This window comes from Calidifontibacter indicus (genome assembly GCF_003386865.1).
Classification (GTDB): domain Bacteria; phylum Actinomycetota; class Actinomycetes; order Actinomycetales; family Dermatophilaceae; genus Yimella; species Yimella indica.
On record NZ_QTUA01000001.1, the window covers coordinates 1,297,219 to 1,312,129 of the forward strand.

Consider the following 14,911-nt stretch of genomic DNA (forward strand, 5'->3'; position numbering starts at 1 on the left):
GTGCCCGCCCGGGCCGTACAAGGGGAACGAATGAATCTCGGGGACCGCGCGCGAGTGCGCAAGGTGACGGCTTGGTCGCTGCTGGCAGCTGTTCTGATCGCGCTTTCTGGCCCGCTCGTTGTGGCGCCGTCCGTGCTGACCGCGTCTGCGGCCGTCGTCGGCGACGCCTACGTGCCGATGGCCCCGACGCGCGCGCTCGACACGCGCTCGGGCGCCACACCGGCGGGCGGCTCGACCACCCAACTGCAGCTCGCCGGACGGTCGGGTGTGCCGGCGACCGCACGTGCGGTCGTGCTCAACGTCACTGCTGTCAGCCCGACCGCGCCGGGATACGTGACGGTCTTCCCTGCAGGGCGCGCGCGCCCCACGGCGTCGAACCTCAACTTCGTCACGGGCCAGACGATCGCCAACCAGGTCATCGTCGACCTCGGGCCGACGGGTGCGATTGCGATCTACACATCGGCCAGGTCGAACATCATCGTCGACGTCGCGGGGTACTCCCCCTCAACGCGATCGTTCGCCGGCGTGACACCGACCCGGCTCCTCGACACGCGTTCCTCGGATGCCGCACCGGCCGCCGGATCGACGACGCAGGTGAAGGTCGCCGGTGTCGCAGGTGTCCCGGCCCGCACGGCCAAAGCCGTGGTGCTGAACGTCACCGCGGTCTCGCCGATGGCAAGCGGCTACTTGTCCGTCTACCCGGGTGGCAATCGCCCGGGTGCCTCGAACGTGAACTACCGGCCCGGTCAGAACATCGCCGGTCTCGTGGTGGCCAAAGTGGCGACCGACGGCACTGTCACCGTCTACACCGCGGCGAAGACGCACCTCATCGTCGACGTGCTCGGGTGGGTCCCCAGCGAGTCGTCGATCCGGCCGATCTATCCGACCCGCCTTCTCGACACCCGATCGGGGGCGGTGCCCACAGCCGGAAGCACCTTGAAGGTTCCTGTCGTCGGCCGTGCGTGGTTGCCGCGGTCGGGTGTCTCGGTCGTCGAGCTCACGGTGACCGCGGTGGCCCCGACCCAGGGCGGTTATCTCACCGTGTACCCCGGCGGCGCCGCCCCGACTGCCTCCAACCTCAATTTCGTGAAGGGCGGCACGATCGCCAACTCCGTCACTGCGAAGGTGGGCGCTGACGGCACGGTCAGCGTCCGGGTGTCGGCGGCCACTCACGTGCTGGTCGACATCGCCGGGTTCGGAGTCTCGACCGGATCGCCGGCCTGGAGTGAGCCGAGTCAGCTCGGCAGCAGGGCCGAGGTCACCGGCCTCTCCTGCCCGACAGCGTCGTTCTGCGCCGCGGTCGACGACAGTGGCGGCGTGTCCGTTCGGAACGGAAGTCGGTGGGCCGATCGCCTGTTGGATCCGCTCGCCCAATGGACGGCCGTCTCCTGCGCATCTCCTGCATCCTGCGTGGTCGTAGGCACGAAGCCGGCGACCGGCGGGGCACGCGCGGCGGTGTTCGCGACGTTCGACGGAACGACCTGGAGTACGAGCCGCCCCTTGCCGGGCACTGCGGCGATGGGCGGCCTGTCGTGTCCCTCGACGGACTTCTGTTTGGCGGTCGGGAGCCAGGCCGGTCGGTCGGTGGTGCTCAGCTACGACGGGCAGACGTGGGTGCAGCGTCCTGGCCCGAACGTTGCCGGGCTCACTGTGGTCTCCTGCGTATCGGCGCAGTACTGCGTCGCAGGCAGCACGACCGGGGGTGCAGTGCGGTGGACGGGCGTCGACGCAGGCTGGCGCTACGCGCCCGAATACCTCGACGACGCCGTATCCAGCGTGTCGTGTGCGAGCGTGGACGTGTGCCTGATCACCGGTACCGGCTATGGCGTCGTCAGTATCAATGGTGATCGGATCGTGGCGCACTACAACATGCCCTACGCCTGGAACCCCAGGGCATCGTGCAGTTCGCCGCAGCGGTGCACGATTGTGGCCGATGACCGCCGCCTCGTCTTCTCGCCGGCGACCGGTACGTTCGCCGCCTCGGACACCCGTGCTGGTGGGTTCAACGCGATTTCCTGCCCAACCGACACCTTCTGCGCTCGCGCCAGCAAGGGGGGTGCAGTGACGACCGAGACCAACGGCACCGTGTCGTTGACGCATGTCGTCAACGTCGGCCAAGGCTCCATCACCCAGGTCGACTGTCCGGTGGTCGGGACATGTCTGATGGCTGATGCCACGGGACACCGATTCCGCGTGGACGGAACGATGGTCGGACCGGTGTTCTCCGGTACCGATGGACCGGTCGCGCTGAGCTGCTCATCGGTCGACCATTGCGCCACCGTCGGGCAGGCCACAGGCATCATCACCCGGACGATGATGATCGGTGGCGTCTGGAGCGAAGCGTCGGACTACGCCCTCGACCGCGATGTGTCATGCGCGACCAGCACCTTCTGCATGACCGTCGGTCAACGCGGCAGCTATGCATGGGACGGCACGAGTTGGCGGAAGGTCGGAGGATCGTTGACCCCCACCGCCCACCTGGTCGATTGCGTCGACCCCAACTGGTGCTTGGCCGTCACCAACGGAGCCAATGACCTCGATGGCAACAACGGAGCTCGAATCAACCTGTGGGACGGGCGCTCCTGGACCCAACAGGTCGCCGCGATGCCGAACATCTCGGCAAAGGCCATCGAGTGCACCGCACGAGACGCCTGCCTGCTCGTCACGGGCGACGGTCGAAGCTCCCGGTTGACCGGTGCCGGCTGGTCGCAGCCGTCTGCGGCACCCGTCGACCTCACCCGGTTGTCGTGCGCGAGCGCCGAATGGTGCGTGGCGATCGACGCGTCCGGGCAGAGCTACCAATGGGACGGCGCCGACTGGTCGGTGATCGACGCGATCCCTGCGAACGCGATCTCCTGTCCGGCGGTCGGACGGTGCGTGGCGGTGGGCGAGCGCGGCGAAATGCGTGTCCTCGGCTGACCGGGTCGTCGGGCATACTGACTGCCCGTGGAACCTTGGCTCATCGTCGGACTCGGCAACCCCGGTCCCGGGTATGCGGGCAACCGGCACAACGTCGGGGTGATGGTGGTCGAGGAGATCGCCCGCCGCGCCGGATCGACCCTCAAGGCGCACAAGGCGCAGGCCCTCGCGGCGTCGGTGCGGCTGCCGCAGCCGTCCGGCGCACCCGGTGGACCGGCCGCGATCATCGCCCGCCCGACCACCTACATGAACGTCTCCGGTGGCCCGGTGAAGTCGCTGATGAATTTCTTCAAGGTGCCGCTCGACAAGCTGGTCGTCGTGCACGACGAACTCGACATCGACTTCGCCGACGTACGGCTCAAGAGGGGCGGCGGCGAAGGCGGCCACAACGGTCTGCGGTCCATCACGTCGTCGGTGGGTAGCAAGGACTACCTGCGGGTGCGCGTCGGCATCGGCCGCCCGCCCGGACGCATGGACGCAGCCGACTTCGTGCTGAAGGACTTCAACTCGACCGAGAAGAAGGACCTTCCGTTCCTCGTCGACGACGCCGCAGACGCCGTCCAGACACTCGTCGACCTCGGGCTCACCGACGCACAGAACAAGGTGCACGCCCGCTGACCGAACCGCTCGGCTGCAACGACTCCGGCGGACGGCGGTTGTCGGTCGCCGCGCGTAGAATCCTCATTCGTAACCCCTGGTCGATCCCGATCCGGGGTGCTCTGTGTTGTCTGTCGAAGGGTCTGCGCGCGTGAGTGCTCTGCAACCGATGCTCGATCTGCTCGGTCGCGACGAGGCGGTTCGGCGGGTGCTCGCGCACCGTCGCAACGCCAACCTCGTCGACATCGCCTCGGCGCCGGGCCTGCGCGCCCCGCTGCTGGCCCTGATGAACGGCGGCACCGACGGCGACTCGACGGGCGAGCGCACGCCACTGCTCGTGGTCACGGCCACCGGGCGCGACGCCGGCGACCTGGTCACCGCGCTGCGCACCCTGCTCGGCGACGACGCGGTCGCGGAGTTCCCGAGCTGGGAGACCCTCCCGCACGAGCGGCTCAGCCCGCGCTCCGACACCGTGGGCCGCCGCCTCGCGGTGCTGCGCCGGCTGGCGCACCCCGACGCCGCCGATTCCACCCACGGCCCGATCGAGGTGCTCGTCGCGAGCGTGCGCGCCGTCATGCAGCCGATCGCCAAGGGGCTCGGCGACCTCGCGCCGGTGAGCCTGCGCACGGGGCAGGAAGCCGTGTTGGACGACGTCGTCGCGGCGTTGGCAGCAGCGGCCTACACCCGCACCGACCTGGTCGAGCGGCGCGGTGAGTTCGCCGTCCGCGGTGGCATCCTCGATGTCTTCCCGCCCACCGAGCAGCACCCGTTGCGGGTCGACTTCTTCGGCGACGAGGTCGACGAGATCCGCTGGTTCAAGGTGGCCGACCAACGCTCGACCGACATCGCGGAGCACGGCCTGTGGGCGCCGCCATGCCGCGAACTGCTGATCACCGACGAGGTGCGTGAACGGGCGAAGGTGCTGGCCGAGCAGCTGCCAGGCGTCGCCGACATGCTGCACAAGGTCGGCGAGGGCATCGCCGTCGAGGGCATGGAGTCGCTGTCGCCGATTCTGCTCGGCGACAAGATGGAGACCCTGCTCGACGTGTTGCCCGAGCACACCCACGTCGTGCTGTCCGACCCCGAACGCATCCGCACCCGAGCCCACGACCTGGTCGCCACCAGCGCCGAGTTCCTCGACGCGAGCTGGTCGAACGCCGCCGCCGGCAACGCGATCCCGGTCGACCTGCGGGGCGTGCTCGGCACGGCCTCCTACTGGTCGCTGCTCGAGCTGCGCGACCACGCCCTCGATCAGGGGCTGCCGTGGTGGTCGTTGTCGTCGTTCGCGACCGACGAGGAACTCACCGAGTTCAGCGAGGACGAGCTTCCGGGCGAGCGGGTGACGATCCGCACCGAGGAGGTGCCGCAGTACCGCAGCGACACCGAGTCGGCCGTCGCCGACATCCGGGCCTGGACGGCCGCCGGCCTGCGGACGCTGATCCTCACCGACGGACCAGGCCTCGCCAAGCGGGTGCGGGAGTTGCTCATCGAGCACGAGGTGCCGCTCGACGAGCAGCTGACCGCCGGCCGCGTGACCACCGCCGTCGGCACGCTCGGCAACGGATTCGCCCTGCCGACAAGTGAATTCGTGCTCGTCACCGAGTCAGACCTGATCGGCTCCAACCAGCCGGGCGGCGGTTCGACCAAGGACATGCGCAAGATGCCGTCGCGGCGTCGCAAGCAGGTCGACCCGCTCGAACTGCGTCCGGGCGACTTCGTCGTGCACGAGCAGCACGGTGTCGGCAAGTTCGTCGAGATGATGCAGCGCACCGTCGGCGGGGCCACCCGCGAGTACCTCGTGCTGGAGTACGCCGCCTCGAAGCGGGGCCAACCGGGCGACCGCCTGTTCGTGCCGACCGATCAGCTCGACCAGATCACCCGCTATGTCGGCGGTGAAGCGCCGTCACTCAACAAGATGGGCGGATCCGACTGGCAGACGACCAAATCGCGGGCGCGCCGCCACGTGCGCCAGATCGCCGGCGAACTCATCCGCCTCTACTCGGCGCGCATGGCCACCCCGGGCCACGCCTTCGGGCCCGACACACCCTGGCAGCGCGAGCTCGAGGACGCGTTCGCCTACATCGAGACTCCCGACCAGCTGTCGTCGATCGACGAGGTCAAGGCCGACATGGAGAAGACGGTGCCGATGGACCGCCTCATCTGTGGCGACGTCGGTTACGGCAAGACCGAGATCGCGGTCCGGGCCGCGTTCAAGGCGATCCAGGACGGCAAGCAGGTCGCCGTGCTGGTGCCGACGACGTTGCTGGTCAAGCAGCACTTCAGCACCTTCTCCGAGCGCTACGCCGGATTCCCGGTGGTGGTGAAGGCGTTGTCCCGGTTCCAGAGCGACAAGGAGGCCCGCGAGGTGATCGACGGCCTCGCGACCGGCGCGGTCGATCTGGTGATCGGCACCCACCGGCTGCTGTCGAAGGAGGTGCAGTTCAAGGACCTCGGATTGGTCGTCGTCGACGAGGAGCAGCGGTTCGGTGTCGAGCACAAGGAACAGCTCAAGCAGATGCGCACGGCGGTCGACGTGCTCGCGATGTCGGCGACGCCGATCCCGCGCACCCTGGAGATGGCGGTCACCGGCATTCGCGAAATGTCGACTCTCGCAACGCCGCCCGAGGAGCGCCACCCGGTGCTCACCTTCGTCGGTGCCTACGACGAGAAGCAGATCGTGGCGGCGATCCGGCGCGAGCTGATGCGTGAGGGCCAGGTCTTCCTGGTGCACAACAAGGTGCAGACCATCGAGAAGGCGGCCTCAAGGTTGCGTGAGCTCGTGCCCGAGGCGCGCATCGGCACCGCCCACGGAAAGATGGGCGAACACCGCCTGGAGGAGGTCGTCGTCGACTTCTGGGAACGGCGGCTCGACGTGCTCGTCTGCACCACGATCGTCGAGACCGGTCTCGACATCTCCAACGCCAACACGCTCATCGTGGAGCGCTCCGACGTGCTCGGTCTGTCGCAGCTGCACCAGCTGCGCGGACGCGTCGGACGCGGCCGCGAGCGCGCGTACGCCTACTTCCTGTACCCGTCCGAGAAGCCGCTCACCGAGACCGCGCACGACCGGTTGCAGACCATCGCCCAGCACACCGACCTCGGTGCCGGCATGCAGGTGGCGATGAAGGACCTCGAGATCCGCGGCGCCGGCAACCTGCTCGGCGGCGAGCAATCGGGCCACATCGCAGGCGTCGGGTTCGACCTCTACGTGCGCATGGTGGGAGAGGCCGTCGCCGACTTCCGCGGCGACGAGCCCGACCGCGGGCCGGCCGAGATCAAGATCGAGCTGCCGGTCGACGCGCACCTGCCGCACGACTACGTGCCGGGGGAGCGGTTGCGCCTGGAGGCCTACAAGAAGCTCGCCACCGTGGCGACCGAGCACGAGCTCGCAGAGATCGCCGACGAGCTGAACGACCGTTACGGCGCGCCGCCGGAGCCGGTGCAACACCTACTCGAGGTGGCCCGGCTGCGGGTGCTCGCCCGCCAGGCCGGCATCGGCGACATCGGCACGCAGGGCAAGTTCGTCCGCTTCGGTCCGGTCGAGTCGCTGCCCGAGAGCCGCCAGCTGCGACTTGAGCGGCTCTACAAGGGCGCCAAGCTCAACCCGGCGCTCAAGACCATCCTGGTGCCGGCCCCGATGACCAGCCCGGTCGGCGGCAAGCCGGTGCGCAACACCGAGGTGTTGACGTGGGCGGCCCAGCTGATCCGCAGCATCCTGCTCGACGACGCGGCCGCGGCGTGACGGCCGCCGTCGATGGCACAGCCGGTCGTGGCAAGATGAACCCGCTCAACAGCTCCCGAGAGGAACCCATGTCTCGTCCCGCTCTGCGCGTCACCACCGTTGCTGCGGCCCTGGTGGCCGCGACCGCACTGTCCGGCTGCGGCGACACCAGCGGTGGCACCGCTGCTTCCTACAAGGGCGAGAAGATCAGCACCGAGCAGGTGCAGGATGCCGTCCGCGACATCACCACCGAGCAGCCGACGTCCCAGTTCGACCCGACGTCCGCGGCGATCTTCATGGTGCTCGGCAACGACCTGGAGAGCCTCGCGAAGAAGCACCGGGTCTACACCTCGGCCGACGTCGCCCGCCAGGCCTTCAAGAAGGTCACCAACCCCACCGACGCCGCGGTGCGGTCGGTGCAGGGCAGCTTCAACTTCACCTCGCTGCGCGACTCCGCGGCGGGCAACCCCGACCTGCAGAAGCTGTTCAAGGACGCCGACGTCATACTCAATCCGCGCTACGGCACGTGGGAAAAGGGCAAGGGCCCGGTCGACAACGCCAGCAACTGGATCAAGGGCTCTGCGGAGCCGGCGCTGAACTGAGCGCCCCGCGCCCATGGCCGGTTCGCTGACCCTGCTGGTCACCAGCCCTCGCACGCCCGCGGGCGTGCTCACCCGCGACGCCTGGCGCGCACTCGACACCGCCGACCTCGTGCTGGCGGCGGACGCCGACCACCCGACCCCGGCGGCGATCGCCGGTTCCGGTGTGGCGGTGGAGATCTCGGATCCTTCGTCGATGCCCCTGCTGGGGCGTTCGCTCGCCGAGGCGGCGGCCGACCGGCACGTCGTCTGGATCGTCTCGCCGGACGGCGACCCCGGACTCACCGACGCCCTCGCCGCCGAACTCACTCGGGCGGCCGACCCGGCGCCGGTCGAGATGCTGGTCGGCAGCTGGGACCTCCCGGGCGCCCGTCTCGCCGACGCGGTCAACGTGATGGATGTGTTGCGGTCACCGGGCGGCTGCCCCTGGGACGCGAAGCAGACTCACGAGTCGCTGGCGAAGTATCTGCTCGAGGAGGCGCACGAGACGGTCGAGGCGATCGACAACGGCGACCGCGACCACCTGCGCGAAGAGCTCGGCGACGTGCTGCTCCAGGTGCTGTTCCACGCCCGGGTCGCAGCCGACGACCCGGACGACCCGTGGGACATCGACGACGTCGCCGGTGGGTTGGTCGACAAGCTGCTGCGCCGCCACCCGCACGTGTTCGGCGACGGTGACGCCTCGACCCCCGAGGAGGTCGAAGCGAGCTGGGAGCAGATCAAGGCCGCGGAGAAGGCCGACCGCGCCGAGAGCGCGACGCCACTGCTCGAGGGCATTCCGCGCTCGCTGTCGACCCTGCTGATCGCCGACAAGGTGTTGGCGCGGCGTGAACGTTCCGGACTCACCGAGCTCCCCGACGACAAGACGGACGCCGACAACTCGGGCGCCGATCTCGGCGACCGGCTGCTCGCGCTGGTGGCCGAGGGACGCCGCACCGGCGTCGACGCCGACGCGGCCCTGCGCGACGCCGTGCGCCGGCTCGCCTCGGCCTGACCGAGCGCGCACTGTCTCGCATCGCCTGTCGCTACCTGTAGGTAGCTGCGGCCGCCGTTAGGGTGGTGCCCGTATCCGGAACCATCCATGTTTTCTCTTGAGCAGGAGCCTGCAGTGGCCAGCATCGACGCCATCATCGCCCGCGAGATCCTTGATTCCCGAGGCAACCCGACCGTCGAGGTGGAGGTGCTGCTCGACGACGGCACCGTCGGCCGCGCGGCCGTCCCCTCCGGCGCGTCCACCGGTCAGTTCGAGGCGGTCGAGCGCCGCGACGGCGACAAGTTGCGCTACCTCGGCAAGGGGGTCGAAGACGCCGTCGACTCGGTGATGGAGGAGCTCGCCCCGGCCCTGCTGGGCTACGACGCCGACGAGCAACGCCTCATCGACACGGAGATGATCGACGTCGACGGCACCGCCAACAAGGGCAAGATCGGCGCCAACGCGATCCTCGGTGTGTCGCTCGCGGTGGCCAAGGCCGCCGCCGACTCCGCCGGTCTGCCGCTGTTCCGCTACGTCGGCGGACCCAACGCCCACGTGCTGCCGGTGCCGATGATGAACATCCTCAACGGTGGGGCGCACGCCGACTCCAACGTCGACATCCAGGAGTTCATGATCGCGCCGATCGGCGCCGAGTCGTTCCGTGAGGCGCTGCGCTGGGGCGCAGAGGTCTACCACGCGCTGAAGAAGGTGCTGCACGACAAGGGGCTGGCCACCGGCCTCGGCGACGAGGGCGGGTTCGCGCCCAACCTGGAGTCGAACCGCGCCGCCCTCGACCTCATCCTCGAGGCCATCAAGGCCGCCGGTTACGAGCCGGGCAAGGACATCGCGCTGGCGCTCGACGTCGCGGCCAGCGAGTTCGGCGACAAGTCGGGTTACACCTTCGAGGGCAAGACGAAGTCGTCTGCAGAGATGGTCGACTACTACGCCGACCTGGTCGCCAACTACCCGCTGGTCTCCATCGAAGACCCGCTGGACGAGGAGGACTGGGACGGCTGGAAGGCGATGACCGAACAGCTGGGCGACAAGGTGCAGCTGGTCGGCGACGACCTGTTCGTCACCAACCCCGAGCGGCTGCAGCGCGGCATCGACTCCGGCACCGCCAACGCGCTGCTGGTGAAGGTCAACCAGATCGGCTCGCTCACCGAGACCCTTGACGCCGTCGACCTCGCCCACCGCAACGGTTACCGCTGCATGATGAGCCACCGTTCGGGTGAGACCGAGGACGTCACGATCGCCGACCTCGCCGTCGCCACGAACTGCGGCCAGATCAAGACCGGCGCACCGGCCCGCTCCGACCGGGTCGCGAAGTACAACCAGCTGCTGCGCATCGAGGAGGAGCTCGACGACGCCGCCGCCTACGCCGGCGCGTCGGCCTTCCCGCGCTTCGGCAAGAAGTAACCCCTCGGCCCGGGCGCCGCACGGCGCCCGGGCCGGAACAACCCGATCGAAAGTTGTTGGTATGACTCGCGATTCGCGACCTGCAGGACGCAGCAAGGCTCAGGCGGCATCCCGCCCGGCGGCCGCGCGCCGTGGCTCGACGCGTCCGCGGGCGGCGGGGGAGAGCTCGACCCGCGAGTCGGCCACCGGACGCCTCGCCGCGCTGCGCGCGCACAGCCGGCGCCGTCCGCAGTCGATGAAGCGGATGACGATCCTCGGTGTGCTGCTGATCTTCCTCGCGGTGATCATCACCCCGACCCTGAACAGCTACCTGCAGCAGAAGCACCAGATCGGGCAGCTCGGCGCCCAGGTCAAGCAGCAGCAGGGCGACGTCAGCACCAAGCAGACCGAGCTGAAGAAGTGGAACAGCGACTCTGCGTTCGTCAAGCAGCAGGCGCGTGACCGGCTCGGTTTCGTCACGCCCGGTCAGACCCTCACCGTGCTCGTCGACGAGAACGGAAAGGCGGTCGGCACCGTCGACCCCGCCGGCAAGAAGATCTCGACCAACCCCTGGTACGGCCAGGTGTGGCAGTCGGTCGTCGCGGCGAACCGGGGCGACAAGAAGTGACCGAGGTGAACGCGCCGGACATCGATCCGGCCGACCTGGCCGCGGTCGAACGACAGCTCGGACGCCTCCCGCGCGGTGTCGTGGAGATCGCCGGACGCTGCCCGTGCGGCTGCCCCACCGTCGTCCGCACCCTGCCGCGGTTGCCCGACGGCACGCCGTTCCCCACCTCGTTCTACGCCACCTGCCCGCGTCTCACCGGCGCGATCAGCACCCTCGAGGCCGGCGGAATGATGCGCGAGATGACCGCCGAGCTAAAGTCCGACCCGGAGTTGGCCGCGGCCTACCGGGCCGCCCACGACGACTACCTGCGTCGGCGCGCCGAACTCGGTGACGTGGCGGAGATCGCCGGCATCTCCGCCGGCGGAATGCCCGACCGGGTGAAATGCCTGCACGTGCTGGTCGCCCACTCCATCGCGGTCGGACCCGGCATCAACCCGCTCGGTGACCGCGCGCTCGCGGCGCTGCCGAAGTGGTGGGAGAACGGTTGCTGTGCGGCGCTCGACGCCGGCGAGGAGGGGCAGGCATGAGGGTCGGCGCCGTCGACTGTGGCACGAACTCGATCCGTCTGCTGGTCGCCGATGTCGACGACGCGGGACGGTTGACCGACGTCGAGCGCACGATGCGCATCGTGCGTCTCGGGCAAGGGGTCGACGTCACCGGACGCATCGCCGACGAAGCGATGACACGCACCCTCGAGGCGGCCCGTGACTACGCGGCGACCTGTCAGCAACTTGGTTGTGAGGCAGTGCGATTCGTCGCCACCTCGGCTTCGCGCGATGCCTCCAACGCACATACCTTCATCGACGGTGTCGCCGAGGCGTTCGCCCACTGGGGCATCGCACCCGAGGTGATCTCCGGCGACGAGGAGGCCCAACTCAGCTTCCGCGGCGCCACCATCGACCTGCGCGGTTCCGACACGCCGCAGCCCTACCTGGTCGTCGACCTCGGCGGCGGCTCCACCGAGTTCGTGCGCGGCACCGACACCGTCGAGGCCGCGATCTCGATGAACATCGGCTGCGTGCGGATGACCGAGCGACACCTGCGCTCCGACCCGCCCACGCCGCAGGAGATCGACGCCGCACTGGCCGACATCAACGCGGCGATCGACGAGGCGGGGCGCACCGTCGACTTCACCGGCATCGGCAGCCTGGTCGGCCTCGCCGGCTCTGTCACGACCATCACCGCCAACGCCCTGCACCTCACCGACTACGACAAGGACGCCATCCACGGCGCACGACTTCCCGTGCAACGCGTCGTCGACTCCTGCGACGAACTGCTGCTCGCCACCCGTGCGCAGCGCGCCGCCCTGCCGTTCATGCACCCGGGCCGGGTCGACGTGATCGGCGCCGGCGCGCTGGTGTGGCGCACCATTGTCCAGCGGGTCACCGCCGAAGCCGGCATCGAGCAGACGGTCAGCAGCGAAAAGGACATCCTCGACGGAATTGCGTTGTCCGCAGAGCGAGCCGTCCCGCCTTCGTGAGCCTTCCGCTGTGCTCACCGAGGTGCCACCACCGACGGCACGTCTCCCGCATGATCGCCTACCCTGACTCTGCCCTCGTAGCCCAATGGCAGAGGCAGGCGCCTTAAAAGCGCCCAAGTGCGGGTTCGAATCCCGTCGAGGGCACGCCGCGGGGATGATTTCCCCGAGTTGAACGCTTTACTTGTGTAGTGAACTCATGCCCGCACCCCGTGGGCCGCCGATCGTGACGGAGGAGAGCGATGGCAACCAACCCGGTATTCGACCGGTTCGAGAAGGATCTGCAGCGCGGTGAGTATGCCGGTTTCGGCAACCGCCAGCAGCCGCAGTACGGCCAGTACGGGCAGGGACAGCCCTACCAGCCGCCGCAGACCAACCAGCAGGCGTACGGCGCCGGCCAGCAGGGTCAGTGGGGCCAGGCCGGCCCCTACCAGGGCCAGCAGGTGCCCGGCTTCGCAGACCCGAACTACGGCGCGCCGATGGCGCCGCAGGACACCGGCCGCCGGATGTCTCTCGACGACGTCGTCGCCAAGACCCTCGGCCTGTTCGCGGTGCTGCTGATCAGCGCGGCAGCCGGCTGGGCGATCGCTGCGAACAACCAGTCCGCGGGTCTCGCGATCTGGATGGGCGGCATGATCGCCGGCATCGTGCTCGGCTTCGTGATCAGCTTCAAGAAAACGATCTCGGTGCCGTTGATCGTTGCCTACTCGGTCATCGAGGGTGCGTTCCTCGGCGCGATCAGCCAGTTCTTCAACACCCAGTTCAACGGCATCGTTGCGCAGGCCGTGCTGGCCACGCTGTGCGTTTTCGCCGGCATGTTCGCCGGGTGGAAGTTCGGCCTGATCAAGGTCACCGACCGCTCCCGCAAGATCTTCGGTTTCGCCGCGCTCGGCTACTTCCTGTTCGCGATGGCCAACCTCGTGCTGCAGATGACCGGTGTGCTCGGTGACTTCGGCTTCTTCAGCATGGGCACCTTCGGCATGATCCTGTGCCTGTTCGCGGTCGCGCTCGCGTCCTACTCGCTCGCGATTGCGTTCGACACCATCCAGTACGCCGCCAACGTCGGTGTGCCGGAGAAGACGTCGTGGCTGCTCGCGCACGGCCTCATCGTCTCGGTCGCATGGCTCTACCTCGAGCTGCTGCGCATGTTCGCGATTTCCCGCGACTGATGTCTTCTGCAGGCCTCCCGCCTGCGTGACCTTCCGCTGTGGTCCGGTGAGCGCCACCACCGGCGGTGCAGCCGACAAAGCGGCCCGTACCTGGAGTCCAGGTACGGGCCGCCTCGTTTGCACCCTCCCCGAAAGTTTGCGCGACACGCGACACAGGTGCCCGATCGTGCAAGCTTTCGCGGAATCAGGTGGCCGAGAGCCAGCCGGCACCCAACGCCACGATCAGCGCGACGCCGAGCACCACGCGGTACGACACGAACACGGTGATCGGGTGGTTGCGCACGAACCGCAACAGCCACGCGATGGAGGCGAAGGCGACGACGAAGCTCACCAGCGTGCCGACCCCGAGCTGGCCCCAGCCGACCACCTTGGTGTCGACGTCCTTGAGCTCGTAGAGGCCCGCGGCGGTGAGCGCGGGGATCGCCATGAAGAACGACAGGTTCGTCGCGGTGACCCGGTCGAGGCCGCGGACGAGTCCGGCGGAGATCGTCGCGCCGGAGCGGGAAACACCTGGAATCAGCGCGAGACACTGCACCAGGCCGATGATCACGCCGTCCTTGATCGTGATGTCGTGCTCGTCGCGCACGGTGCCTTCGGCGGCCCGACGGGAGTGCTCACGCTCGGCCCACCACATGGCGCCCGACCAGAGGATGAGGGCGCCGGCCACGACCCACAGTGACCGGAGCGAGCCGCTGACGAGGTCTTTGGCGAGGAAGCCGACGATGCCGACCGGGATCGACCCGACGATGACCGCCCACGCGAGTTGGTAATCGTGGTTCGCGCGCGCGTCCTTGTTGGCAAGGCCGCGCACCCAGGCGCCGAGCAGGGTCACGATCTTGCGCCAGAAGTACACGAAGGTGGCGACGATCGCGCCGATCTGGATGACGGCGGTGAACGAGGTGATCGCCTTGTTGTCGACCTCGTAGCCGAGCAGCTTCTCGGCGATCGTCAGGTGGCCGGTGGAGGAGACGGGCAGGAACTCGGTGAGACCCTCGACGACGCCGAGGATGACCGAGTCGAGGTAACTGAGGCCGGACATCGGCTCGCTTTCGACACTGTCGGGTAGTGGACGTGTCCAGCATTACCGAGCTTCCTGGATGATTCCTGGAGGGTGTCTGTGGTCGTGGCCGTCGGGGTGCGTCAGCCGATCAGTCGACGCAAGGCGGTCAACTCGGCGGCGGTCGTGTCGCAGTGTCCGGCTGCACACGCGTCGTACGCCGCCACCCGCAATTGGTCCATGGTGGCGGCGGGGGAGAGCTCGGGCAGGGGCTCGGTGCACCCGGTGAGCGTGACGAGCCGGGTGGCGCTGTCGCGCACCTGCGGCACGAGCGCGGACGCGTGGTGCAGCGGCAGCTGTTGCCACCGGCGCACCACGCGTCCGAGTTCGAGGCGTACGGCCTCTGATCGAGGATCGATCAGGTTCATCCGCA

The 14,911-nt window shown here is 68.8% G+C and carries 12 protein-coding genes and 1 tRNA gene; 11 read left to right on the forward strand and 2 right to left on the reverse strand.

What is annotated here, in order from left to right; translation table 11 throughout:
• Nucleotides 1-30: 30 nt before the first annotated feature.
• The 11 genes from DFJ65_RS06245 (at nt 31) to DFJ65_RS06295 (ending at nt 13,481) form a co-directional block, all read left to right on the forward strand.
• Entirely contained in the window at nt 31-2,919 is a 2,889-nt protein-coding gene (locus tag DFJ65_RS06245) for a hypothetical protein (protein WP_147301326.1), read from the forward strand.
• Between the two features lie 21 nt (nt 2,920-2,940).
• The gene (gene pth, locus DFJ65_RS06250) at nt 2,941-3,537 is read left to right on the forward strand and encodes an aminoacyl-tRNA hydrolase (protein WP_115922283.1); all 597 of its coding nucleotides are present in this window, start codon (nt 2,941-2,943) and stop codon (nt 3,535-3,537) included.
• A gap of 148 nt (nt 3,538-3,685) precedes the next feature.
• Nucleotides 3,686-7,258 (forward strand): transcription-repair coupling factor, encoded by a 3,573-nt coding sequence (gene mfd / locus DFJ65_RS06255; RefSeq protein WP_115922284.1) that lies wholly within the window; start codon nt 3,686-3,688, stop codon nt 7,256-7,258.
• A gap of 68 nt (nt 7,259-7,326) precedes the next feature.
• Entirely contained in the window at nt 7,327-7,839 is a 513-nt protein-coding gene (locus tag DFJ65_RS06260; RefSeq protein ID WP_147301327.1) for a hypothetical protein, read from the forward strand.
• A gap of 13 nt (nt 7,840-7,852) precedes the next feature.
• Nucleotides 7,853-8,830: a nucleoside triphosphate pyrophosphohydrolase gene (locus DFJ65_RS06265; RefSeq protein ID WP_115922286.1), complete on the forward strand. Its 978-nt coding sequence runs from the start codon at nt 7,853-7,855 to the stop codon at nt 8,828-8,830.
• 114 nt (nt 8,831-8,944) lie between these two features.
• On the forward strand, nt 8,945-10,228 hold the full coding sequence (gene eno, locus DFJ65_RS06270; protein WP_115922287.1) for a phosphopyruvate hydratase: 1,284 nt from the start codon (nt 8,945-8,947) through the stop codon (nt 10,226-10,228).
• A 61-nt stretch (nt 10,229-10,289) separates the two neighbouring features.
• Complete coding sequence (locus DFJ65_RS06275) at nt 10,290-10,835, forward strand: FtsB family cell division protein (protein WP_115922288.1); 546 nt, start codon at nt 10,290-10,292, stop codon at nt 10,833-10,835.
• Nucleotides 10,832-11,362 (forward strand): DUF501 domain-containing protein, encoded by a 531-nt coding sequence (locus DFJ65_RS06280; protein ID WP_115922289.1) that lies wholly within the window; start codon nt 10,832-10,834, stop codon nt 11,360-11,362. Before DFJ65_RS06275 ends, DFJ65_RS06280 begins: the two co-directional genes overlap by 4 nt.
• A complete protein-coding gene (locus tag DFJ65_RS06285) occupies nt 11,359-12,315 on the forward strand; it encodes a Ppx/GppA phosphatase family protein (RefSeq protein WP_115922290.1) in 957 nt (318 codons plus the stop codon). The genes DFJ65_RS06280 and DFJ65_RS06285 overlap by 4 nt, the downstream gene beginning before the upstream one ends.
• Nucleotides 12,316-12,386: 71 nt before the next feature.
• Nucleotides 12,387-12,459, forward strand: a tRNA-Leu gene (locus tag DFJ65_RS06290).
• Between the two features lie 95 nt (nt 12,460-12,554).
• Entirely contained in the window at nt 12,555-13,481 is a 927-nt protein-coding gene (locus DFJ65_RS06295) for a Bax inhibitor-1/YccA family protein (RefSeq protein ID WP_115922291.1), read from the forward strand.
• 184 nt (nt 13,482-13,665) lie between these two features.
• On the opposite strand, the gene DFJ65_RS06300 is transcribed toward DFJ65_RS06295, so the two are convergent.
• Nucleotides 13,666-14,520: an undecaprenyl-diphosphate phosphatase gene (locus DFJ65_RS06300; protein ID WP_115922292.1), complete on the reverse strand. Its 855-nt coding sequence runs from the start codon at nt 14,518-14,520 to the stop codon at nt 13,666-13,668.
• A 101-nt stretch (nt 14,521-14,621) separates the two neighbouring features.
• Nucleotides 14,622-14,906 (reverse strand): hypothetical protein, encoded by a 285-nt coding sequence (locus tag DFJ65_RS06305; RefSeq protein ID WP_115922293.1) that lies wholly within the window; start codon nt 14,904-14,906, stop codon nt 14,622-14,624.
• Nucleotides 14,907-14,911 lie beyond the last annotated feature (5 nt).

Coding starts and splice junctions, on each gene's coding strand:
- DFJ65_RS06245 (WP_147301326.1), top strand. CDS start 31: ATGAATCTCGGGGACCGCGCGCGAGTGCGCAAGGTGACGGCTTGGTCG.
- mfd (WP_115922284.1), top strand. CDS start 3,686: ATGCTCGATCTGCTCGGTCGCGACGAGGCGGTTCGGCGGGTGCTCGCG.
- DFJ65_RS06260 (WP_147301327.1), top strand. CDS start 7,327: ATGTCTCGTCCCGCTCTGCGCGTCACCACCGTTGCTGCGGCCCTGGTG.
- DFJ65_RS06265 (WP_115922286.1), top strand. CDS start 7,853: ATGGCCGGTTCGCTGACCCTGCTGGTCACCAGCCCTCGCACGCCCGCG.
- DFJ65_RS06275 (WP_115922288.1), top strand. CDS start 10,290: ATGACTCGCGATTCGCGACCTGCAGGACGCAGCAAGGCTCAGGCGGCA.
- DFJ65_RS06285 (WP_115922290.1), top strand. CDS start 11,359: ATGAGGGTCGGCGCCGTCGACTGTGGCACGAACTCGATCCGTCTGCTG.
- DFJ65_RS06295 (WP_115922291.1), top strand. CDS start 12,555: ATGGCAACCAACCCGGTATTCGACCGGTTCGAGAAGGATCTGCAGCGC.
- DFJ65_RS06300 (WP_115922292.1), bottom strand. CDS start 14,520: ATGTCCGGCCTCAGTTACCTCGACTCGGTCATCCTCGGCGTCGTCGAG.
- DFJ65_RS06305 (WP_115922293.1), bottom strand. CDS start 14,906: ATGAACCTGATCGATCCTCGATCAGAGGCCGTACGCCTCGAACTCGGA.